This is a genomic window from Paenibacillus luteus (assembly GCF_006542765.1).
Classification (GTDB): domain Bacteria; phylum Bacillota; class Bacilli; order Paenibacillales; family Paenibacillaceae; genus Pristimantibacillus; species Pristimantibacillus luteus.
In genome coordinates this window covers 141,193-165,163 of record NZ_SKCD01000011.1, presented here as the reverse complement: position 1 = coordinate 165,163, position 23,971 = coordinate 141,193, and the positions used below count along the sequence as shown (strand labels likewise).

The 23,971-nt window shown below is 45.2% G+C and carries 20 protein-coding genes; 18 read left to right on the top strand and 2 right to left on the bottom strand.

Features of this window, described 5'->3' with window-relative positions; translation table 11 throughout:
• The first annotated feature begins 215 nt into the window (after positions 1 to 215).
• The 4 genes from E0496_RS08720 to E0496_RS08705 all read left to right on the top strand — a co-directional run bounded on the left by E0496_RS08720 (position 216) and on the right by E0496_RS08705 (position 5,497).
• Entirely contained in the window at positions 216 to 482 is a 267-nt protein-coding gene (locus E0496_RS08720; protein WP_175598030.1) for a CD3324 family protein, read from the top strand.
• A gap of 163 nt (positions 483 to 645) precedes the next feature.
• Complete coding sequence (locus E0496_RS08715; protein ID WP_141501198.1) at positions 646 to 1,011, top strand: response regulator transcription factor; 366 nt, start codon at positions 646 to 648, stop codon at positions 1,009 to 1,011.
• Entirely contained in the window at positions 1,004 to 3,841 is a 2,838-nt protein-coding gene (locus E0496_RS08710) for an ATP-binding protein (protein WP_141501197.1), read from the top strand. The genes E0496_RS08715 and E0496_RS08710 overlap by 8 nt, the downstream gene beginning before the upstream one ends.
• An 18-nt stretch (positions 3,842 to 3,859) precedes the next feature.
• On the top strand, positions 3,860 to 5,497 hold the full coding sequence (locus tag E0496_RS08705) for a GGDEF domain-containing response regulator (protein ID WP_141501196.1): 1,638 nt from the start codon (positions 3,860 to 3,862) through the stop codon (positions 5,495 to 5,497).
• A gap of 136 nt (positions 5,498 to 5,633) precedes the next feature.
• On the opposite strand, the gene E0496_RS08700 is transcribed toward E0496_RS08705, so the two are convergent.
• The gene (locus E0496_RS08700) at positions 5,634 to 5,924 is read right to left on the bottom strand and encodes a hypothetical protein (RefSeq protein WP_141501195.1); all 291 of its coding nucleotides are present in this window, start codon (positions 5,922 to 5,924) and stop codon (positions 5,634 to 5,636) included.
• Between the two features lie 352 nt (positions 5,925 to 6,276).
• On the opposite strand from E0496_RS08700, the gene E0496_RS08695 reads away from it, so the two are divergent.
• From E0496_RS08695 to E0496_RS08660, 8 genes are all read left to right on the top strand, one after another.
• Positions 6,277 to 6,900, top strand: coding sequence for a pyridoxamine 5'-phosphate oxidase family protein (locus E0496_RS08695; RefSeq protein WP_141501194.1), 624 nt, complete (start codon positions 6,277 to 6,279; stop codon positions 6,898 to 6,900).
• A 67-nt stretch (positions 6,901 to 6,967) separates the two neighbouring features.
• Positions 6,968 to 7,579: a DUF1349 domain-containing protein gene (locus E0496_RS08690; RefSeq protein WP_141501193.1), complete on the top strand. Its 612-nt coding sequence runs from the start codon at positions 6,968 to 6,970 to the stop codon at positions 7,577 to 7,579.
• A 35-nt stretch (positions 7,580 to 7,614) separates the two neighbouring features.
• Positions 7,615 to 8,286 (top strand): ribose-5-phosphate isomerase RpiA, encoded by a 672-nt coding sequence (gene rpiA, locus E0496_RS08685; RefSeq protein WP_141501192.1) that lies wholly within the window; start codon positions 7,615 to 7,617, stop codon positions 8,284 to 8,286.
• A 186-nt stretch (positions 8,287 to 8,472) separates the two neighbouring features.
• On the top strand, positions 8,473 to 10,098 hold the full coding sequence (locus tag E0496_RS08680) for a spore germination protein (RefSeq protein WP_141501191.1): 1,626 nt from the start codon (positions 8,473 to 8,475) through the stop codon (positions 10,096 to 10,098).
• Positions 10,099 to 10,104: 6 nt separating this feature from the next.
• Positions 10,105 to 11,223, top strand: coding sequence for a GerAB/ArcD/ProY family transporter (locus E0496_RS08675; protein WP_141501190.1), 1,119 nt, complete (start codon positions 10,105 to 10,107; stop codon positions 11,221 to 11,223).
• Positions 11,192 to 12,430 carry a Ger(x)C family spore germination protein gene (locus tag E0496_RS08670; RefSeq protein ID WP_241674648.1) on the top strand — a complete coding sequence of 413 codons (1,239 nt, stop codon included), beginning with the start codon at positions 11,192 to 11,194 and terminating at the stop codon, positions 12,428 to 12,430. The genes E0496_RS08675 and E0496_RS08670 overlap by 32 nt, the downstream gene beginning before the upstream one ends.
• 34 nt (positions 12,431 to 12,464) lie before the next feature.
• Positions 12,465 to 12,668 carry a CLC_0170 family protein gene (locus E0496_RS08665; RefSeq protein ID WP_141501189.1) on the top strand — a complete coding sequence of 68 codons (204 nt, stop codon included), beginning with the start codon at positions 12,465 to 12,467 and terminating at the stop codon, positions 12,666 to 12,668.
• A 24-nt stretch (positions 12,669 to 12,692) separates the two neighbouring features.
• Positions 12,693 to 13,031 (top strand): nitroreductase family protein, encoded by a 339-nt coding sequence (locus E0496_RS08660; RefSeq protein WP_141501188.1) that lies wholly within the window; start codon positions 12,693 to 12,695, stop codon positions 13,029 to 13,031.
• A 45-nt stretch (positions 13,032 to 13,076) separates the two neighbouring features.
• Here E0496_RS08660 and E0496_RS08655 read toward each other — a convergent pair whose 3' ends face one another.
• Positions 13,077 to 14,318 carry a nitrate/nitrite transporter gene (locus tag E0496_RS08655; RefSeq protein ID WP_141501187.1) on the bottom strand — a complete coding sequence of 414 codons (1,242 nt, stop codon included), beginning with the start codon at positions 14,316 to 14,318 and terminating at the stop codon, positions 13,077 to 13,079.
• Positions 14,319 to 14,706: 388 nt separating this feature from the next.
• Between E0496_RS08655 and E0496_RS08650 the strand changes: the two genes are divergently transcribed.
• The 6 genes from E0496_RS08650 (at position 14,707) to E0496_RS08625 (ending at position 23,852) form a co-directional block, all read left to right on the top strand.
• The gene (locus E0496_RS08650) at positions 14,707 to 15,972 is read left to right on the top strand and encodes a molybdopterin molybdotransferase MoeA (protein WP_141501186.1); all 1,266 of its coding nucleotides are present in this window, start codon (positions 14,707 to 14,709) and stop codon (positions 15,970 to 15,972) included.
• A gap of 27 nt (positions 15,973 to 15,999) precedes the next feature.
• Complete coding sequence (nirB, locus tag E0496_RS08645; RefSeq protein ID WP_141501185.1) at positions 16,000 to 18,129, top strand: nitrite reductase large subunit NirB; 2,130 nt, start codon at positions 16,000 to 16,002, stop codon at positions 18,127 to 18,129.
• Positions 18,117 to 20,273 carry an assimilatory nitrate reductase catalytic subunit NasC gene (nasC, locus tag E0496_RS08640; RefSeq protein WP_141501184.1) on the top strand — a complete coding sequence of 719 codons (2,157 nt, stop codon included), beginning with the start codon at positions 18,117 to 18,119 and terminating at the stop codon, positions 20,271 to 20,273. Before nirB ends, nasC begins: the two co-directional genes overlap by 13 nt.
• Before the next feature lie 120 nt (positions 20,274 to 20,393).
• Entirely contained in the window at positions 20,394 to 21,965 is a 1,572-nt protein-coding gene (locus tag E0496_RS08635) for an ATP-binding cassette domain-containing protein (protein ID WP_141501739.1), read from the top strand.
• Positions 21,966 to 22,047: 82 nt separating this feature from the next.
• Positions 22,048 to 22,917: a permease gene (locus E0496_RS08630; protein ID WP_241674704.1), complete on the top strand. Its 870-nt coding sequence runs from the start codon at positions 22,048 to 22,050 to the stop codon at positions 22,915 to 22,917.
• On the top strand, positions 22,914 to 23,852 hold the full coding sequence (locus E0496_RS08625) for a TIGR03943 family putative permease subunit (RefSeq protein ID WP_141501182.1): 939 nt from the start codon (positions 22,914 to 22,916) through the stop codon (positions 23,850 to 23,852). Before E0496_RS08630 ends, E0496_RS08625 begins: the two co-directional genes overlap by 4 nt.
• Positions 23,853 to 23,971: the final 119 nt, after the last annotated feature.

Below are 23,971 nucleotides of genomic sequence, written 5' to 3'. Positions count from 1 at the left end.
CATGTCAAACATTTCTTGTCAACTGTAAAGGCTTACAATATACTTATAAAGTACTTATCAAAAGAAGTATCTATGGGAGATATGGCAACCATGGCTTTTTTTATTTCAAGGCACGAATAATTTTACAAATAATCGAAGGGAGGCAGTAAAGATGTTAAGAGGTGCGACTATGAATGATAGAACTAAGCTGAGTTTGTTCGAGGAGGACGTTTATTGTGAACTACAAAAATGGGAGAGATGTGCTTCCCCCTAGTTTGTTGAAGGAATTGCAGAAATATATCCAGGGAGACCTGATTTACGTTCCTAAGGCTGCTGATCAACGAGCACATTGGGGTGAGGTCAGCGGAACGCGGAAACTGCTGGCAGAGCGGAACAAAGAAATTTATCTTTATTACACGAGCGGCTGGACCGTTGCGGATCTGGAGCGGAAATATCATTTGTCAGGGGAGAGCATCCGTAAAATTATCGTTAAAGCACGGTAATGTACCCTGACAAAAAGCAGATGCCTTGAGGCATCTGCTTTTTTGCATACAATTTCATTCTCACTTAAAGGGATTGTTTGTCGAATGTCGAACTCCTAATATGTAGTTTTATGGCATCATATGTCGAGAAGAGCTAACGAACATCGCAGTGGAGGATAACAAAATGAAAACACTATTAATTGCCGAAGACGAACCAATCTTACGTATGCTGATTATGGATACGCTAGAGGATGAAGGTTATACACTGGAAGAAGCCGCCGATGGAGAAGAAGCATTGGAAAAAATAAAAGAAATTGATTTTGATTTGGTCATTCTCGATTACATGATGCCCAAGATGACTGGAATAGAAGTGATCGAAAAGGCAAGGCAGTTGGAGAGCCGCCAGCAATCTAAGATTTTGATGCTCTCAGCCAAGAGCCAACAAGCTGAGCAGGATAAGGTCATTCAAGCGGGTGCTGACGGATTTATGTCAAAACCGTTTAGTCCGTTGGAGCTTATCGATAAGGTAGAGGAGATGCTTCGTGGGTAAGCTGCAGCACTATTATAAAAAAAGCATTACGCGGCAGTTCACATCGATGATGATTCTAGCGCTAACCTTGATTTTGGTTGGTGCTGTTTTTGTGCTGTTAAGCACGCTATTCATTTTAAAAGATTATGAAGAAGAGACAACCGAGCTGCGGGAGAAACAAGAGCTAGTGTCCCAAATAGCCGACCATTCTAACGAGATTATTTTGCGTGCTCGCGGTTACTATGTTTATTTATCGGATTTTGAATACAAGCAGATTTTTATCGAAAAAGCTTCGCTGGATCAGGCTCTAGCGGAAATTAAAGTATTGCCGCTCAGTGCTTCAGAGCAAGAGGTCATGCAAAATATCGAATCTTTTTTCATTGACTATTTCGTCCAAATTCTTCCCAAAGCAATCGAATACTCCAAAGTGCAAAATTATGCTGCCCTCCGAGTGCTGGTATCTGCTGGAGAAGATAATCCTGTGAATAAACTGATCAGCTATTCGCGCGATTTTGAGCATCAAGTTCAGAAGATTGCAGAAGACAAAAACGATCAGCTCATTCAGAGTTTATCATTTCAAGCCTTGCTATTTATTGCGTATATCCTGTTAATTCTAGTTATTTCTTCCGTTATTACAAGAAAAGTCGCGAAGGATGTTGGCGTACCGCTTCAGAAGTTAACCGGATATGCGCGGCGATTTGCGGAGGGAGAGTTCATTGAAGTTGAACACATAACTCGGGAGGATGAGCTTGGCGAACTTGCCCGAACTTTCCAGAGCATGATGGCCCAAATTCAGAATAAAGAGGAAGAGCTGGTCGCTCAGAATGAAGAATTGTTCGCTCAGCAGGATGAACTGCAAGCACAACAAGAAGAACTGCAGCAGGCGCTCGGACGTATGGAAAAAAATGAACAGTATTTGGAGAAACGGAATTTGCTGGTCCAATCGTTATCCAATACGCTAGAGCAGCAAGAACTGCTGGAAAGCATAATAAGCAATATGGTTGCCATTACGGATTCGGATAAAGGATTCATTGTGATGATGAACCGAGAGCATTCTTATGCTTCAATCGGAATATCTGAATATGCAGCTGACCAGTTCATCAAGACGATAGACGACGGAATAATACTTCGGGCACTCCAGACGAAAGAAGCGTACACCATTACACGCGATTGTACAGCACCAGAGCAAGGCTATCATGAACAATCGACAAGAGCTACCGATCTTATTCTGCCTATATTGAATGCAAATGAGGAAATGGTAGCATGTATCGTCATCACCAAAGTAAACCGGAGCATTACAAAGCAAGAAGAGACGGAAATCGTAAGTATGGTGAAGCAAATTTCATTGGCATTCGATAAATTGTATTTGTATGAGCAGTCAGAAAAGCAGCGTCTTATGACAAGCGATATGCTAAATACGGTACAAGAAGGTATACAACTGCTGGACCTGGATGGAACTACCTTACAAGTTAACCGCAAGATGTCTGAAATCTTCGGGTTATTTCAGCAATCGGATGGATCGATTCATTTGCCGCTTGAGCAATTTAAAATTGATGTGCAATCCACCGTTGTTGAAGCAGAGCCATTTATTCATTTCATGGAGGCACTTGTGACAGCAGGGCATTTGAACGGTCTTCGAAGCATGAATTACGAAATTACGGAGCCGGAACGGAAATTCATTCAAATTTATGGTGAGCCGCTTTATCGGAACGGTCAAAAATTTGGTTTGCTTCTTGTTCACCGGGATATCACCAAGGAGTATGAAGTTGACCGAATGAAATCAGAGTTCGTCAGCACAGTAAGCCATGAGCTTCGTACTCCGCTTGCCAGTGTTCTTGGGTTTGCGGAGCTGCTGCTGCATCGGGAGCTTAAACCCGAACGGCAGCGAAAATATATAACAACCATCCATCAAGAAGCAAGAAGGTTAACGACATTAATAAATGATTTTCTTGATTTGCAGCGAATGGAGTCTGGGAAGCAAACGTATGAAATCAAATCTATTTCATTAACGTCATTAATTGATGAGGTTATTGAGATGCAGCAATTGTCTTCAGGCAACCATCAAATCGTATGGCAAAACGATGCTCCTGAAGCGACCATACTGGCAGACCGTGACAAACTCCAGCAGGTTTTTATCAATTTGCTTAGCAATGCAATTAAATACTCCCCAAATGGCGGACAAATAACACTATATTGCGGCATAAAAGATGATAAAATCATAGTACGTATGGAAGATCAGGGGCTTGGCATTCCAAAGGATGCACTTCCCAATCTATTTAAAAAGTTTTACAGAGTAGATAATTCAGATCGCAGAGAGATTGGCGGCACCGGTTTGGGACTTGCAATCGTTAAAGAAATTATTGCCAGGCATGAAGGGTCGATTGAGGTGGAGTCCGAGTTTGGAAACGGCAGTACCTTCACGGTCACGCTGCCTACAGCGAACCCACATCCTGTAGAAGAGGAAGAGCAACGGGTTTATGTAGGGACCGAGACGACCATTCAAGTCATGCTAATTGAAAATGATCATAACTTATCAATATTGTTACGAGATGAGCTGCAATCCAGTGGATTTCATGTCCATTTGTTTACGGAGGGTATGAAGGCGATAAATGAGATTGAAATGCTGAATCCTGATATCGTCGTAATTGACCTTATGCTAGAGCCCGACATCACCGGATGGGATATTATTAGCAAAATCAAAAAATCAGAAATTCTGCATAACAAACCGATCATCATCTCCAGTGCATTTGAGGAGAAAGAGAAGGCGGCACAATGGGGAATCAATGTCTTTCTAGTAAAACCCTATTTACCCGGCAGACTAAGTGCAGCCATTACGCACATGCTGCGATAATCGAGGGAGTCCATTGCAATGAAAACCGAAAAATACAAAAAGCTTATTCAACAACGAATACTGGAAACCATTGATGTTTGGTCCGGTCAAGCCCGTGTCCAAGAACAAGAAATTTATCGATTTTTTCATAATCTCAAAGGAACAAGCGGAACAATCGGATTGCTAGAAATTGAGAAGTTTTCAGAAGAAAAAGAGAAGATATTTTCAGAAAAAAGTACTAAAGCGCTCTTACGCAAGGAATGGTCAGAGCATTTGCTGCCGCTAACGCATCTTTTGCCTTATGCAAATTTGGAGAATAAAGGAACTGAATCAACAGTTCTTAATGAATCCGCAGGACTGGATAATCCAGATAACATACAAAAACGTGTGCTTGTTATTGATGACGATGTACATTTCGTTACGTATGTAAAGGAAGTTTTAGAAAAGCAAAACTATCCCGTGACTATTGCACTAAATGCCGAGCGAGGGCTCAAACTATTCTATGAATGGAAGCCTGGCCTCATTTTGCTCGATATCGTTCTCCCGGACCAAAGCGGCATGGAAGTCCTTCATCAAATTGTCGATAAAGCGAAACAGGAGCATATTCCCATCATTATGGTCAGCGGCAACTTCTCTATTGAAAACCAAATTAATGCCTACCGTTCAGGAGCAATGGATTTTTTGGCAAAACCGTTTGACGTAGAGCTTCTGACGGCTCTTATCGATAACCGCTTTGCTATGAAACAGGATTGGGAGCGTTCCATTATTATTGATGAGCTGACGGGCGCCTATAATCGAAAACATTTTAATCAATCCATCGAACAGCAAATTGAAAGCTTCAAGCGTTCAAATGAAGTTTTCTCGCTTGTTATGCTTGATTTGGATTACTTCAAGCATGTAAATGATACATACGGGCATTTGATGGGAGACGAAGTGCTGCAGGCTTTTGTGGCAACTGCTCAAGAGAATATTCGGCCAACGGATATTTTGTGCCGCTATGGTGGAGAAGAGTTTGCCTTGATTTTGCCAAAAACCGATGCCGTGCAAGCTGCCATCCTCATCGAGCGTTTCCGTCAAGTATTTAATGTCGTTAAGTTTCAATCGAATAATGAAGCTTTTCAGGTCACATTCTCCTCCGGTGTAACGGAGATCTGCCTGCCTAACAGTCATGTTGAGCTGTTAATTGCGGAAGCAGATCAGGCATTGTATAGCGGCAAGCGATCTGGCAGAAACCAAACCGTGGTCTATTCGAAGGAATTAATCGAGAAGAGCCGCGAAATGTCCCTTAACGTTATTATTGTCGATGATGATCCTCTAATTAGAGAAATTGTCATCCATCGTTTCTATGATTGGAAGCCTGCCAGCCATATTAAGGTGACAGCTTCGGAGTATGCAAGCGGCAACGCTTTTTTGGAATCTTCCTGGTACAATGAAGGCGAAAAATATATCATCTTGCTAGACGGTTCCATGCCAGATCTAGACGGCTTAGAGGTGCTTCGGCAGCTTCGCATGAATTATCCCGAGCAGCAGCTTTTAATCGTAATGCTGACCGCTCGCAACAATACGGCGGACATTGTTCAAGCGTTGCAAATCGGTGCCGATGATTATGTAGTCAAACCATTTCATATGCAGGAGCTTGTGCTGCGCATCGAGCGCTTAGCTAATCGAATGTTATAGCTAACTCGAGACTTTTGGGGTTGAAAAGAAGAAGCTATCCTTCTGTCATATGACAGTGGGATAGCTTCTTCTTTTATTACTGTATGGAGTAGCATTAACAGCATTATTATTTTGAATCCATCAAAGTAATATTCAATTAACGAAGCGTTGCAACTGGCAGATCAACAACAGTCTGAGGGTATTTATAATCATTACGATAGCAATTGGTATCCGAATCATACGTGGACTGAGAGAGCTTGTGCGAAATTTCAAAGATGGATAGCTTGGGATTGACATGCAGGGAGGACTCAAAGAACGAGCATCTTTCAAAGTTAAATTCAAGCGTAGTGATAATAATAACGCAATTCGTAAAGGTACAGCCAATAAAGCTAAATCCGTCAAAAGCAATCGTTTCGTTTGTAAAATGTTCATTCGCTATTGTATTCATAATCAGCGCTCCTATTCTGTGGTGGGACAACCTAGTAAAAATATTATCAGATACAAGGCGGGATGTTTGTCGCTTGATGGGAAGGGAAAAGAAAAAATTAACGACATAAATAGCGTTCATTCGATCTAGCTTTTATCTGGCTTTGGGACAACTAAATCAATATTCGCCTAAAGTATATAACCATTTAATTAATGACATAAACAATGAACTCTAAAAAACATGAAGTGGTTGAAAGTGAAAGTCGCATTTCCCTGAATTTGGGTATTCATTCCTAACAAAGATCGTTATAATGGCATTAAGTGTCTAAATAGAAGAATACTTCATGCTGAAGAGAGAGAAGGAGATATTAGCTATGAGTCCTATATTTAAAGATTCGATTCAGAGCGAGGAGCAATTAAGAGAGCTGCTTGGTTATCCTAGCCCACTCGTCATGAAAAAAACGATTAACTATCTCGATGAGCATTGCAAAAGCTTTATAGAAAGATCTCCTATGCTTTTCATATCCACCGCAGATCGTTTAGGTTCGTGTGACGTTTCCCCGCGCGGCGATCAAAGCGGTTTCGTCCATATCCTAGGCGACAAGCATCTCGTTATTCCGGAACGGCCAGGCAATCGAAGGCTCGATTCTATTTTAAATATACTTGAGAATCCTAACATTGGAATTCTGTTTGTAATCCCGCAGCTCGAAGAAACCTTACGGATCAACGGAATAGCTACTGTTATCAAGGATAAAGCGATATTGGAGCGTATGAAGGCGTTTGACAAAGAACCGCTAGTCGCGATCGGAGTTGAAGTCGAAGAATGTTATATTCATTGCGCAAAAGCTTTCAAACGCTCAAGGCTATGGCAACCAGATAGTTGGCTTTCAAGCGAACATTTGCCAAACGCCGCAAAAATATTAGCAGCGCACACCGCATCCCATGAAGATGATATTGCAGCTTCGCTAAAGGAAACCTATGAGAAAAGATTATATTAATGGTAGAATATGACCAGCATAATAGCATTAGATATCATATTACAATATTCAACAGGAGATGATGATTATGGATTTATTTATTAACTGCTTAGACCAAAGCTTGTCTTCAGAGCTTAAATGGATGAATGATCCTAAAGAATGGTCATTTGATGACAATCAAGCCCTAACGGTGTCTGCACCCGCAATGGCTGATTTTTTCCGAGATCCAGCTGGCGTTTCGATTAAAGCATCTGCGCCGTTTCTTTATACGACGATCAATGGTGATTTCAGTGTGGAAACTAGAGTGAGTGTGGATATGCTAAAGCAATATGATTCTGGTTGTTTGATGATTATGGCTGACGAATTAAATTGGGCGAAGCTCTGCTTTGAGTTTTTTGACAACAAACCTTCCATTCTAAGTGTTGTCACCCAAAATAATTCGGATGATTGTGTATCCGGCGAAGCAGCAACATTGCACCCTTACTTAAGGATAGCAAGATCCGGGAAATGCTTCGCATTTCATTACTCAATAGACGGTGAACAATGGAAGATGGTGAGGTATTTCGGAATGGATGCTCCACAAGAGCTTAAAGTAGGAGTAGTCGCACAATCACCTATTGGCGAGGGCTGTAAGGTGAAGTTTGAAAACCTTCTGGTAACCCCTGGCCTAATCGGAGATGTGCGTGATGTAACCAAGTGACCATTGTCGGAAATAAATGAATAGGAGTTGACGTAATGGAATCAAAAAGAGTAGCCGCAGAGAGAGCCGTGGAATTTGTGACAGACGGCATGATTGTGGGGCTGGGCACAGGCTCAACCGCCTTTTGGGCCATTCGAAAAATCGGTCAAAGAGTGAAGGAAGGCCTGAAAATTCAAGCGATTGCAACATCAACCGCCTCGGAGAAGTTAGCTAGGGAGCTTGGTATTCCTTTATTGTCCTTTGCAGAAATCGATACGATTGACGTGACCATAGATGGGGCAGATGAAGTCGATTCCAACTGGAATTTAACAAAAGGCGGCGGTGGTGCACTGCTTCGTGAGAAGATTGTTGCTTCAGTAAGCAAGGAGCTAATCATTATTGTAGATGAGAGTAAAATCGTTGAGGAGTTAGGGTCTTTTCCATTACCGGTGGAAATCATTCCATTTGGTTATGAGATGACGCTCAAGCAGCTCCATAAACTCGGTGCAGAACCGTTATTGAGAAAAACAGACGACCAAATCTACAAAACGGATAACGGAAACTTTATCGCAGATTGTCATTTTGGTAAAATAGCCAATCCAGAGGAACTTCACCAGGCCTTAAACCTAATACCAGGTGTCGTTGACAATGGCCTCTTCGTCAAATTGGCTACACATGTCATCGTCGGCCACAAGGATGGCTCCGTCCGTGAGCTTTCACCATCTTAAGCAGCGTAGCTCCTTATGGATTGCCTTGAAAGACCCATTAAGGGTTTTTCAAGGCTTTTTTGTTATCGATTTTGCGGAATATTCATCAATGATTAAATTACCCTCGACATGTAAAAGCTAAAAAGTGAGTAATATTTCCAAAATCAAATCACAAATGCTATTACGTGTCGACGGGGAAGTGATGAAATGCCTATAAACAGAAAGAAGACAAAATCAAAAGCGATAGCGGTCGGCCCTAGCAGCGTCCTTGATCGTCATAAAGGCGAAAAAATCAGTACGCAAATGGAACAAACCATTTCTTTTATACAAAATATTTTAGGTGTAAACGAAGATTTAACGATACGCCGATTTCATGTATTTGGCCAGCATCCGGCAGTCATTATTTATTTCTCGAACATGGTTAATCAGAGCACGATTAATGTAGATATTGTCAAACCATTAATGTATGTCCCGAACCATTTGATTGGCTGCTCCATTGAAATTGGACAATTAATCGATGTTTTGCAAAATGATGCCTTATATCACGGAGAAAGCAAACTAGAGTCTGAGCTTACGGCTTTAATTGAGAGCATTTTAAGAGGAGAAACAGTAGTCGTTGTAGAGGGGTTGGACAAGGCATTCCTTCTAGGGACGAGAAATATTGACAAGCGCGCGATTGATCAACCGGCAACGGAACAGGTTATTCGCGGTCCGCGTGAAGGCTTCATTGAACCTCTAGGTACCAATATCTCATTAATAAGATATCGCCTCCAGTCACCAGATTTGCGTGTCGATACAATGGAAATTGGACGTCGGACAAAATCAAAGGTAGCCGTTTGTTATATGGATGGCATAACGAATCCAAAGCTGGTGAAGGAGGTCAACCGCAGGCTATCCAAAATCGACATTGACGGCGTACTGGACTCAGGTTATCTCGAGCAATTTATAGAAGACAATCATTATTCCCCTTTTCCTCAAGTGCAGTATACAGAAAGGCCGGATAAGGTCGTTGCCAATTTACTAGAAGGACGCGTGTCAATCCTCGTAGACGGTTCTCCACTGGCACTTGTCGTTCCAACTGTTTTCAGCCAATTTTATCAGACGGTAGAGGATTACACGGAGCGTTATCTTCTGATGAGCTCTATCCGGCTAGCCAGATTAATTGCATTGATGTTCTCGTTAATTTTTCCATCCATTTACGTATCCATTATCTCCTTCAACCCCGAGCTCATTCCAACAGATTTTGCGGTTGCAGTTGCAGGAGGGCGGGCGGGAGTTCCATTTCCCGCAATTATTGAAGTGCTGATTATTGAAATATCCATGGAGGTGCTGCGCGAGGCGACGATCCGGCTGCCACAGCAAGTTGGCGGAGCCCTTTCCATCGTAGGTGTTCTGGTCATCGGTCAAGCAGCGGTATCCGCAGGATTTGCGAGTCCAATCACGATCGTTATCATTGCTTTAACGACAATTGGCTCCTTTGCGACACCCGCATACAATGCAGCTCTTGCCCTGCGGCTGCTCCGTTTCCCGCTAATTATCCTTGCTGGAACCTTCGGTTTGTATGGGGTCATGATCGGGTTAATCCTCATCGCCAATCATTTGCTGTCGTTGAAGTCATTTGGTGTTCCTTACCTCAGTCCGCTTGTCCCAACAGAATTCCAAGGTCTAAAGGATTTAATTATTCGAGGGCCTTTATGGGCGATGAACAAGCGCCCTTCATTCCTGCAGCCCATGGATGCTACGAAGATGAAGGCAAATGAGCTTGACATAAGCACTGATCAGACCTCAAACCCACTTGATCCGAACAACGATAGCAATCAACAGGAGGGATGACCAGTTATGCAGGACCGCCAAATTACCGTCATACAAGCAGCTGCTATTCTGGTCAGTTCAATTATCGGAGTAGGGGTACTAGCCCTTCCATTATTTGCAGTTAAAGCTGCAGAGTCCGGTGCACCTCTAGTTACTTTTCTCGGTATGCTGCTCGCTTTTGTCGGACTGCTTTTAATTACGGCATTAGGGATGAGGTTTCCCGACAAATCAGTCATTGAATACAGTCAAGATATTATCGGTAAAGGTCTCGCATGGGTCGGAAGCGTGCTTATTATCGTTTTTTTTGCGGTGCTTACCTCTTTGACAGCAAGGGAATTCGGCGAGGTTGTCGTTACCTCTGTCCTGAGGTCTACACCGGTTGAAGTTACCGTTATCGTTATGCTGCTGCTTGCAGCCATTTCCACGCGAAATGAAATTACAACTATTGCTTATATCCACACTTTTTATTTTCCACTGCTGTTAGTCCCCGTATTATTAATTGTAGCATTGTCTCTCAAGAACGCAGAGGTGATTAATTTACTTCCGGTATGGGGGAACGAACCAAAAGGGATGTTGAAAGGTACGTTGACGATAGCCGCTTTGTTTCAGGGCACGTTTGTATTAACGGCGGTAATCCCTTCGATGAATAAGCCTCAGAAAGCGATGAAAGCTAGTGTAGGCGGAATGCTGATTGCTGGTGGACTATATGTCATTATTGTTGCAGCAGCGGTAAGCGTATTTGGCTCAGAAGAAATCAAGCAATTACTCTGGCCCACGCTGGAATTGGCTAAAGCAACATCCTTGCCTGCCAACATATTAGAGCGGCTTGATGCCGCATTTTTGGCCGTATGGGTAACTGCTGTTTTTACAACCCTTTTGTCCAGTTATTTCTTAACGATATATTCGATTAGCAAGTTGTTCCGATTGAAGGACCACAAACTGTTCTCCTATTTTATTTTGCCAATTGTGTTTACGATGGCGATGCTGCCGCAAAACATTGTAGAAATGTATGAAATTATTGTTAATGTTGGCCAGATTGGCCTTTGCATTACGATTGTGTATCCCGGTTTGTTATTATTCATTTCCATCCTTCGCAAGAAGAGAGGTAATTCGGTTGAGAAGAAAAAAGTGGATCAAAACCGTTAACCTATTCTGCTGTCTTTTCATCATTACGCCAATGCTGACTGGTTGCTGGGATCGGCTTGAAATCGAAGAGAGAGCCGTTGTCTTAGGTGTGTCGATTGATACAGTGAAATCAGAAAATTCCCAAGAGGAAGAGGGGGAGGTTTCCCATCTCAATGAATCCATACCACCACCGAATAAAGACCTAATAAGGGTTGCTGTTCAAATCGCACTTCCGGGCAGAATACCTCTTGGTCCCGGAGAGAGCGGAGGAGGGAATGGACCGGCCGAAAAAACCGTTTGGGTCATTGATGTAGTAGGTCATAGCATTGATGATGCCTTTATGAATTTGCAGCAGCAAGTGTCGAGCCGACTATTCTTTGGTCATCTCCGCGTTATTGTCGTATCCGAATCCGTCGCCAAAAAAGGGCTCGAAAATATAAATGATTATTTCCGCAGAAACCCGGAAGTGCGGAGAATGGCTTGGATGATGATCTCAAAGGGACGAGCCATTCGATTTATGAATGCAACTCCGAAGCTGGAAAGAGTACCGACTCTTTATTTGATGTCAACCTTGGATGAAGGAAGTCGTATGGGTAAGTTCCCCAAGGATTATATCGGCATTTTTTGGAGTAATTTATCCAAGAAGGGACAAGAGGGATTTTTACCTTATGTCGAATTAAAAAAAGAGCAAAACATCGAAATTAAAGGTCTAGCTTACTTTCGGGACAATCAATTGGTGGGCATCACCAAGCCGCTTGAAATTGCTGGCTATTTGGGAATCAAGGGCGTCAATCCTGCAGGCTACCGCGTATTCATTCAGCCTGGCGATGCTTCCACGGCCATCATGACAAATACGACTCATCGAAGAGCGACTACCAAGGTACAGATCAAAGATAATGTCCCCCATTTTACGATTACCATATCGGTTGAAATAAATATTGAAGAGAAGCTGAGCGAGAATATCCAGTTTAATAATCCTGCTATCATAAAACAATACGAGAAAAAGCAGGAAGAAGTGTCCATCAAGTTTTACTCGGATATCATCAAGAAAACACAGGAAAAAGGCTCGGATATCTTCGGTTTTGGCGAATATGTCAGGGGTAAAAAACCATCATTTTGGAACAAGCATGTCAGAACGGCTAAAGGTTGGCAGAAGATGTACAAGGACTGCACCTTTGATATCAAAATAATCATGAAGCTGCGGCGAATTGGGATGAAAGCTAAATAGTAGAGCGTATCCAAAGAAGAAGGAGAGTAGGCCGATGGTTTTCGAAGGCTATACGACAAGTTATCTCAATTACGCCATTTTTCTATGGCTATTGAGCGGAATTCTCATTTTGCAGATTGATGTCAAGGGCTTTAAACTGGCGGGATTGATGAAAGAAAGCAAGGTATCCCTGTTTATCGGTTGGTTTAATATTATTGCCGCTATCGTCTTATGGTCAGGAGAGCTGATTCTGCAATGACGCGGCATTTGTTATATTGGTGGCTTGCGCAACCGGCTGGACGAGGTTGCCGAGCTGCTTAAGACGCCTGAAAGAGTTATTCCTTTATTTGGACTAAGCGTGGGCTATCCTTCCAATGCGTCTGATCAGAAACCAAGATTGCCCCTCTCCAGCGTGTATCATGAGGATGAGTACAATCCGTATACCGATCAACTTCTGGAGCAGTTGGCGTCATACAACGAGGTGATCTCTGGTTATTACAGTGAGCGGACGGGCGGTGCTCGTAAGGATCGCTGGACGGAGGCGATGGCGGGCTTTCTGCAAACCCCCAAACGTTTATATCTCAAAAGATTTCTAAACGACAAAAATATCCCCCTTGACTGATCATTAGCCGGTCCAGGGGGATATACTTTAGCTAACTGCGATTAGCTAAGCATTAACTTGGGAGGTGTCGGAGATATGGTCTATTCTTGCTTTGCCCCCTTTGGCCATCCATTTGTGCTTCCATTTCGTTTGCATGACAGTTAGGAGAATGAGGGAGGCGAGCGTGACCAAGCTTAAAATCAGAAATCCAGGCGTGTAAGAACCGCTTGATTGATAAAGCTTGCCAAGGATAAGAGGGAGCGCATATCCGCCTAGGCCACCGGCTGCCCCTATAATCCCGGTCATTAATCCAAGTTCACTGCCAAAACGCTGCGGCACCAACTGGAATACCGAACCGTTCCCAGCTCCTAGACACATCATGCCAATGAATAACATTGTAATTACAATTGGCAAGGCGGGCATGGAAGCTACAGCAGCAAGCATAAGTCCTGCTCCAGCATATAAAATCGTCAGCATTTTGGCGCCGCCGATCCGATCGGACAAGTAGCCGCCAACCGGTCTGAAGAAGCTGCCCGCGATGACGCAGAAGGTTGTGAAATCTGCCGCTCTCACGGGGGAAAGCCCATATTGCGTGTTGAAGAAAATTGTCAAATAATTGGAGAGTCCCACAAACCCGCCAAAGGTCACGCAATAGAAGGCGCAAAATACCCATGCGTCGCCTTGCTTCAACACCTGTGCGTATTGCGACAGCTTCTTCGGAGCAGGACGGTTCGGACTGTTTTTCGCAAAAATAGTGAATATGATAAATACGAGGACGATTGGAATAATGGCTAGTCCGAAGACAAGCTCCCAGCTGCCGTAATGTTGGGCAATACGGTTAGCGAATAATGTAGAAATTACCGTGCCGCTATTTCCGGCTCCAGCGATGCCCATGGCCAGACCTTGATGCTCCTTGGAGTACCACTGGCTCGCCAAAGGCAAAGCGGCGGCGAACGATGCACCCGCGACTCCAAGCAATAGGGCAACGACATAAAGCTGATCTAAGGAATCAACAAACTTCCAGCCCATGATTAGAGGGATAAGAGTAAAGAGCATTCCGAATTGCGCGGTCCGCTTTGGCCCGATATAATCCGTCATAAAGCCTATTACCAACCTTAAAATAGAACCTCCTAAAATAGGAAGGGCGACTAAATTCGCTTTTTGCACAGGGTCCATAGGATAATCTGCCGCAATGATAACACTTAGAGGGCCTATTAATACCCAAATCATAAAACTCATGTCAAAATACAAAAATGCGCTGAACAATGTTGGCTTGTGTCCACTCTGCCAAAATCCTTTTCTGTCCATCCCAATCTCTCCCTTATCTCTTATAATCAACCTAAAAAGCCGCAATCCGTCCTTATTCAAGGAACGAAATGCGGCTTCATTGCCATCGGTTGCACGTCTTTGTGCTACCTCACATTTGAGAGATGACGATATTGTAATCCCAACTCGAATTATAAGATCACGTAATATGTATGTCAATATACATTACATATATTTTTTAATTAACAGATATTCAGATATCACGTAATGTATATTGACATGATCGTGAGAGTCGTTTAAGCTTACTATATAAACGAGTTGAGCACAGTGGCGTGCACGCTCCTACGGCAACGATGCCCTTTTCCCCATTAGCGGGAGAGGGCTTTTTCTGTTCATTTATCGTTATACCTAACTTACGGGGAGGAATTTCATGTCAACCATCACTTTGCCGGATTCGCTAACTGCATCCGTATCCATCGCCGTCATGAAAATGGTAAAAGTTATTCAGATCCCTATTGCGGAAGCAGTTCCGTTAGAAGCTTCATTATCACGCGTGCTTGCTCTGGACTTTGAAAGCCCATTCGCTTTACCTCCATTCCGCAGGGCAGCTATGGACGGGTATGCCGTCGTTTCTGCTTCCACGCTGGGCGCGTCAAGGGAACAGCCCGTTCGACTGAAGGTAAGTCATGAGGTTCGTGCTGGCCAGTATCAAGAAGAGAAGGAAGCAACGTTACACCTTGTAGAAGCTGTCCGAATCTTTACGGGCGCCCCCGTGCCTGCGGGGTATGATGCGATCGTCATTCAGGAAGCTGCTGTCGCAAGAAAAGATTTGCTCGGTCTTCCTTCCATACAAGTTGACCGCACTAGCCAAAAGGGGCAGCATATCGCTGAAAAAGGCGAGGATGTTCCACAAGGGCTGAATATTTTATATCGGGGTACGGCGATTAAAGCAAAGGAAATTGCTGTGCTTGCATCGTTTGGACAAAGTGAGGTCCATGTGTACAAGAAACCCATTGTTGCGGTTATTCCAGTTGGTGACGAGCTGGCCACGCCAGGCTGCCAGCTTCGTCCAAGTCAAATCTTCGATGCTAACAGTTTTATGGTTGGAGCGAGGCTGCGTGAGCTTGGTGCGGAAGTACAGCGCTACAAGCCTATAGCTGATTGCCAGAAAACGATTGAGAACGCAATATCAGATGCGCTTCATAGAGCTGATATTGTAGTTACGATAGGGGGCGTCTCCGTCGGTGAATACGATTTTGTTAAGCAAGCTGCTGCTGCGATTGGCGGTGAAACCTTGTTTACTAAGGTTCTTATGAGACCGGGAACACCTGCCTCTGCTTATCAATTTGGAAACAAGCTGTTACTATGTTTATCCGGCAATCCGTCAGCTTGCTTCACAGGCTCCGAGCTGCTGCTGCGCCCAATCGTCATGAAAGCTACCGGCAGAAATGATTATCGTCAAGAATGGCTGGAGGGAAGATTAACCGATCCGATAGACAAACCATCTCCATATCCTCGATATATAAGAGCGTTCGTATACCGTAATGGAAAAGAGTGGATGATCGAGCCGCTTCGCAATGATAAATCTGGAAATGTGGCTGCTTTCGCAAGGGCAAATGCATTGGCTCTTATTCAAGCTGGTGGCTCTGGTGCCGATGCAGGGCAAGAGGTTCGGTGGGTTACATTGATGATATAGTAAATTCGCGAGTGGATGTGAGCATAGATGAAGAGAGAAAAGCTTGTTGTAATCGGAAATGGCATGGCTGGCATCAAGTGTGTCGAGGAGATACTAAAGCTGGAGCCTGACCGGTTTGACATTACTGTATTTGGCAGCGAGCCGCATCCCAATTATAATCGGATATTATTATCCAAGGTGCTGCAAGGAGATTCGACCATCGACAGCATCGTTATCAACGACTGGTCATGGTACGAAGAGAGAGAGATTAAGCTTTATACAGGAGAGACGGTCGTTCATATGGATATCCAAGCCCGTCAAGTGACGACTTTATCCGGTATCCGCGCCAAATATGATTTTCTTATTATAGCAACAGGATCTTCCGCTTTCATTCCCCCGATCGTCGGCATTCATAAGCCAGGCGTTATTGCTTTCCGGAGCATGGAGGATTGCGCCACCATGATCGAATATTCGAAAAAGTATAAAAAAGCAGCCGTAATTGGAGGAGGTCTGCTAGGTCTTGAAGCAGCACGCGGTCTCTTGAATCTCGGTATGCAAACGGAAGTCATCCATAATGCCCCTTATTTAATGAATCGCCAGCTTGACGTCATGGCTGCTGACATGCTGCGCAAAGAGCTGGAGCAGCAGGGCATGCGTTTTTGGCTTAGCAAGGAAACCGAAAGTATTATAGGACTGAGCCGTGCGAAAGGCATAAGGTTCTCCAACGGCAGTACGCTGGAGGCGGATCTAATCGTTATTTCTGTTGGAATACGGCCTAACATTACCCTTGCCAAAGAAAGCGGGCTAACAACGAATCGAGCCATCGTCGTAGACGATTTTATGCGAACGAGCGATCCCAGTATTTACGCAGTCGGCGAATGCGCGGAGCATCGCGGGGTCGCATACGGCCTTGTTGCGCCGCTTTATGAACAGGGGAAGGTGCTTGCAGGAAGCTTATGCGGTACTCAAGCGGTTGGCTATGAAGGCTCTGTGCCCTATGCGCAGTTGAAAGTATCTGGTGTAGAGGTATTTTCGGTAGGCAGTATTCAGCAAGGAGAGGCGGATACTGCGTTACAGGTCTATGATGGCATTCAAGGAACCTATAAGAAAATAACGATGAAAGACGGCAAAGTAAGCGGAGCTATTTTGTTTGGCAGTACAGCAGAAGGAACTTCCTTGCTCGGCTTAGTAAAGAGGGGCGCTCCTATAGCCGAGCTCGCTGCAAAGCCAAAGGAAGATCAATCGGACGAGGATAGCATAGTTGTTAGCATGCCTGAGCGCGAGACGGTCTGTGCTTGCAACGCAGTCACCAAATCGTCCATTATGTGCGCGGTTATGGAGGATGGCTTGCGAACCATTGAGCAAGTGCGCGACCGTACAAAAGCTTCAAGCTCCTGCGGTGGCTGCCGGCCTATGGTAGCTGCAATCGTCCGTTATGCCCTTCGGGATGATAAGGAATCGTTGGCTCCTACGGTTACCCCGATTTGCAATTGTACTACCCTCAATCATGATATGGTCAAGTCTGCCATGAAGAATGGTGTATTTACAAGTAAACATGAAGTTATGGAGACGCTAGGCTGGCAAAACTTAGCGGGCTGTTCAACTTGTTCTGAGGCTTTGTCCTATTATTGGACTCTTTATTATCCGCAGCAAGCGAATGAAGCGTCTGCTTATAACAAAAGCAACAATTCCCGCAAGCTAACCCTAGACGTCCCTTCACCACCAGTCAGCGGATTTAATACGACTTTGTTAGCGAAACAAATGCACCATGCTTGCCAATACCTAACGTTCCCATCACCTGTGAAAGGGGCGATCTCCTCTGGAATTCATAGCCCAGCAGGTGTGCTTGTCCAAGATCTCGGGATTGCCGGTTCTCCAGCAGGGTGGGAGGTTTATGCCGGAGGCCATGCAGAGCATCCCGTGAAGCAAGGACAGTTGATCGGGATTGCCGAGTCTGATTCCTTAGCAATAGAACTTTGTATAGCCATTTTACAACTCTATCGGGAGCAAGCAGAAAATGGGGAAAGGGTATGGAAGTGGTTGGAGAGGATAGCGATCGATGAGATCAGGGAATCGGTATTGGATGTTGAGCATCGTATGGACCTTATGAGCCGAGCGGAAGCTGCTGCCTCTTATCTAAATAGTGAAAGGCTTGGTGAACGCATATGCAGCCAATAAATAAAAGCTCTGCGGTAAAAGATTCGCTTGTTGTACTGGATACGCAGTGCCCGTTTTGCAGCGTACAGTGTAAGATGCGGGTGGTTAAAGAACCGGATACCACGGGGGCGCGTCGTTTTACTTATTCGATTGAAGGACTTCCTAATGCTGCTTCAGAAGGCCGCTTGTGCGTAAAGGGCAGGAATGCACATCAGCACGCGACTAGCCGAGATCGCATTCTTCAACCGTTAATGAAGAAGAATGACCAGCACGTACCTGTCACCTGGGAAGAAGCATTGGATGCGATTGAGAGCAAGTTCCAAACGATTACCCATAAGCACGGGGCAGATGCTCTCGGCGTATATGGTGGAGGCTCATTAACGAATGAAACTGCCTATTTGCTAGGCAAATTCTCCCGAGTCGCGCTTGGTACACGGTATGTGGACTATAATGGCCGTTTCTGTATGTCTGCCGCTGCTTCTGCCGGCAATAAAACCTTTGGCGTAGACCGTGGATTGACCTGCAGACTCTCCGATATTCCGCTTGCTCGCTGCATCGTGCTGGCAGGAACCAACATCGCGGAATGCCAGCCGACCTTGATGCCTTATTTTACGAAAGCAAAAGAAAACGGGGCCATCATTATCGTCATTGATCCTAGAATTACGGCAACTGCCGATATGGCAGATATCCATCTGCAAGTAAAACCAGGAACTGACGCTGCGCTTGCCAATGGCCTCCTGAAGGTTCTCTTCGAAGAGAATCTTCTCGATCACTCGTTTATCGCCAATCGCACAAGCGGATATGAACAATTGAAGTCACACATGGATAGCGTTCTGCTGGAAGAGGTGGCGGAGCTAACCGGCCTCAAGGAGGCTGTTATCCGTAAAGCGGCGCTCGCCTATGGACTAGCGGAGACTAGCATTATTTTCACCGCTCGAGGCGTTGAGCAGCAAACCGACGGACATGTGGCCGTTCGTAACTTCTTGAATATGGTGCTTGCGACTGGAAAGATTGGCAAGCCTGGCTGCGGCTATGGCGCCATTACGGGTCAAGGAAATGGGCAAGGCGGACGGGAGCATGGTCAAAAGAGCGATCAATTGCCCGGCTATCGGAGTATTGAGAATGAAGAAGATCGACGTTATGTAGCAGGTGTTTGGGGAATTGAACCAGCTGAGCTTCCGCGCAAGGGAGTGTCCGCCTACGAAATGATGGAGCTTGTCCACCAGCAAGAGATCCGTTCCTTATTCGTCATGGGGTCTAATCCGGTCGTCTCGAATCCCAATGCCAATCTGGTAGAGGAAGCTTTGGAAAGCCTTGAGCTTCTGGTCGTGGCAGACATGTTCATGTCGGAAACCGCCCGGATGGCTGATATTATTCTCCCAATTACGGCTTACCTCGAAAATACAGGAACGCTAACGAATTTGGAAGGGCGAGTGCTGCTACGCGAATCCACAGCGGCCGCTCCCGGCGAGTCCCGTCATGATTGGTCCATATTATGCCAATTAGCCGAGAAGCTCGGCAAGCAGTGCTATTTCAAATACGATTCCGCTCAAGATATATTTGATGAGCTCCGGCTTGCAAGTCGCGGTGGGCTTGCCGATTATTACGGAATTACGTATGAGCGATTGCGGCGTGAGGGCGGCGTATACTGGCCATGCCCTTCCACTGATGAGAACGGAAACCAAGGCATGATGTTCGAGCACGAGTTCGCCCATCCAGACGGCAAAGCTAAATTTTTCCCCGTTAACAGCAAGCTCCCACAGGAAATACCAAACGAACAGTATCCATTAATTATGACGAACGGAAGAGTGCTGGCTCATTATTTAACTGGTGTTCAGACCCATAAAAGCCCTTCGCTTGCTGCCCGGAACATTGAAAACTATGTGGAGATGCACTCCGCCACGGCAAGAAAGCACCGGATTGAGGACGGGGAGTGGGTGGAGGTAACCTCGCGCAGAGGCAGCTTCTCTGTTCGAAGCCGAATAACGGATAAGATAAGAGAGGACACCGTGTTCGTTCCCATGCACTGGGGCGGATTGCAAAACGTAAATAAAGCGACGAGTCCCGAGCTCGATCCCGACTGCAAAATGCCTGGCTTTAAAACCTCGACTGTTCATATTGCACCGCTGCGCTTAAAATCTCTCAAATTAGAACAGTTGCTATAATTTCTACTTATTCCGAAGGACCACAATGAGCTGCCAGCAATGGGCCATGTGGTCCTTTCTTGCCGATTGCTTGACACAAAGGTCTCCCGTGGTTTAAAACCATATACAGAGGTGATTGTCATTAGTATTATTCGATTAGAAAATGTAACTAAAAAATATGGGGACACGCTCATATTCCGAGATATTTATTTTCGCATTAGCAAGGGCGAGAGGATTGGGTTGATTGGACGAAACGGCGCTGGGAAATCAACCGTATTCAAGCTCATTCTAGGGCAGGAAGAGCCCACTGCCGGTAAGGTAGAGCGAGATCCGCAGCTAAAGCTCAGCTACTTCTCCCAATTCTCCGAGCTGAGCGGTACGCGCTCCGTCAAGCAGGAGCTTGAACAATGTTATGAACATATATGGAGCATCGAGCGTGAATTAGCTGAGATCGGCGAGAAGCTAGGCAGTGTGGCAGATGACAAAGAGATGAACGCTCTGCTGGATCGCCAAGCGGAGCTGTTCGAGCAAATGGAGCACCATGATGGCTGGAATGCAGCAGTTGAGATTGATACGGTGCTGACGAAGCTTGGCTTCAATGATCAATCGCGCCAGCAGCCTGTTGACCAGCTCTCCGGCGGGTGGCGCAATCGCGCAGCGCTTGCCAAAATGCTCATTGAAGTGCCCGACATCGTTCTGCTCGACGAGCCGACTAACTTTTTGGATCTGGAGGGTCTGGCTTGGCTGGAGCAATGGCTGCATCGATTCAGCGGTACGATGGTGCTTATCTCCCATGACCGCCAATTTATTGACCGCGTGGTTACGCGTACCATTGAAATTGAAAATTATCATTTTCAGGAATACGAGGGCAATTACACCGATTATATTCGGAAAAAGAAGCTTCGCAAAAAAGAGCTTGATCGCCAATTTGAATGGGAAGAGGAGCTGCTCCTGATGGAGGCGGAAGAGATCGATGACCGCTCCAAACGAAAGTCTTCTAAAGATCGCCTCTCGCGCAAGCTCGCAGATTTGAAGAAGCGAGTAGAGCCCCATCCGGTTAATGTATTGATTACGGATATTTATGAGAATCTGCGATTTCCGGATAACCTGTGCTCGGTAGAGGCGATTAGCAAAACGTATGCGGACCGGGTTATTTTTGAAAATATCAGCTTTGATATCCAAAAGGAAGACAGGATAGCGATCATCGGCTCCAACGGGAGCGGTAAATCAACGCTCATTAAAGTATTAACGGGACAGGAGCCTGCCGATTCCGGCAAGGTGCAATGGAACAAAGGCGTCGATTATGCTTTCTTCAATCGGATGTGGGACGAGCTTGATCCGAAGGACACGGTAAGCCATGCCGTTAATATATTTGGGCTTGGCCTGAATGCGCCTAGAAAAAAGGTGAACAAGTTCTTGTCCATGCTTCAGTTCTCCGAGGCCGATCTTCAGAAAGTCATAGGCACGCTATCCGGCGGCCAGCAAGCACGCGTAGCTTTAGCTAAATGCCTGCTGTCCGGCGCAGAGGTCATTATCTTGGATGAACCAACGAATCATTTGGATTTGACAAGCATTCAGGTGATGGAGCAGGCCTTGCTTCATTTTCCCGGAGCTGTAGTAACGGTCAGTCATGACCGCTTCTTTATTGATAAAATCGCAACGAAGCTGCTTACCTTCGAGCCCGGAGGTACCGTCAGCCAGCAATCGGTATAACAAGGAATGCACGATGAGCCTGTTCGCCCGGAGATGAGACAATGTGACAACCCTTTATCAACTTAATACGATATTTATTAGCATGGTGATGGAAGCCATTCCATTCGTGCTAGTCGGCGTCCTCATCTCGGGATTCATTCAAGCCTTCGTAAAAGATAACTGGATTGCCCGTATTATGCCTAAGAATCGGGTCTTGGCCATTCTTTTTGGCTGCGGCATCGGCATGTTCTTCCCCTCCTGCGAGTGCGGGATCGTTCCGATAACGAAAAGGCTTATTAACAAAGGCATGCCGCTTCACGCGGGCATTGCCTTTATGCTGACCGGACCGATTATCAATCCGATCGTATTATTTTCAACCTATATCGCTTTCGGAAATGATTGGGAGATGGTCGGTATCCGGGCAGGGCTTGCCGTTGCCGTTGCTTTTTGCGTGGCCTTGATTGTTTCCTTGACGTTCAAGGAGCTGCCTTTCCGAGTGCAGGACGGACAAGCTGCAGCCGGGACTGAGCAAGTCTCTGTACGAAAAGGGCGGCCAGCATCAATCGGCAAGAAAATGTATGAAGTCATTGTTCATGCCATTGAAGAATTTTTCTCTGTCGGGAAGTATTTGGTCTTTGGCGCCTTCCTTGCCGCTTGCATGCAAACCTTTGTACCAACGTCCTATTTGCTGCATTTAGGCAGTAATCCTGTCACTTCGTCGCTAGTCATGATCGCTCTGGCTTTCCTAATCTCATTGTGCTCGGAAGCCGATGCTTTCATTGCTGCATCGTTCAGAAGTACATTTACCGTGGGTTCCTTATCCGCCTTTCTTGTATTTGGCCCCATGATTGATATTAAAAATACGCTGATGCTGCTCGGAACCTATCGCAGTAAATTTGTATTTGTGTTGATCGCGCTAGTCACGGTTTTCACCTTGGCGGGTTCGTTGATTGTAGGGAGGATATTCGGATGATACGTTTTTTTATTTTATTCGGATTTTCATTCATGTTTTTCATGCTTCATTATACGGGTGACATTAAGAAATATATTAATATGAAATATTCCTATCTATCACTGAGTGCCGTAGTCATTATGGGATTATTAAGTGTATTCGAGTTTGTACGGGTTTCGCGGAAGCAAATAACCGAAGAGAAGCAACGGGAAGCTGCTGAAATTGCTAATCAATCGAGCAGTTGTGATCGCGATGACCATGCGCATGTTCATGCTAACCTATCACATGATCACGTGCATTGTCATGACCACGATCATGGACATTCCCATGGCAATGAAAGCAAGCTAAAGCGCTTAATAAGCTACTCAATATTGTTTGTACCGATTGTTACAGGGTTATTTCTGCCCGCCTACGCGCTGGATTCCAGCTTTGTTAAAGCCAAAGGCTTTTCCTTTCCCAGCTTTGAAGAAAATATTGAAAAAAATCCTGGCGCCCATCAATTTTTGAAGCCGGATTCCAGCGTTTTTTACCGTAAAGATGACTATGACCTTGTTAAAAACAAAGAGCTGGCCGAATATATCAAGCGACCTGAGATTCTCCTAACCGAAGCGGATTATTTAAAAGGCATGGAGGTTATTTATAATTCGCCAGAGGCTTTCATGGGCAAAACCATTGGGTTTGATGGCTTTGCTTACAAAGGCCAGCAAGTGGATGGCAACCATTATTTCATTTTCCGATTTGGATTCATTCATTGTGTTGCCGATTCCGGAGTTTTCGGAATGTTGGTTGAATTCCCCAAAAACACGCAAATGAAGGACGATGATTGGGTGCGTGTGACTGGTAAGCTGACATGGGAGCTCTATCAGCCGTTCAAACAAACGATTCCTGTCTTGAAGGTTAACGAATGGCAACCGATTGAAACGCCGGAAGATCCCTATGTATACCGTACGACATGAAGCTCTACTCGGCACCAAAGTCAGTCTCACTCGAGACTGGCTTTTTTGTTTGTTTGGTAGGTTTTGCTAAGGCGAAGCGCAAGGCATTTTTCCAGAAGGAGCACTCATATACTACGATA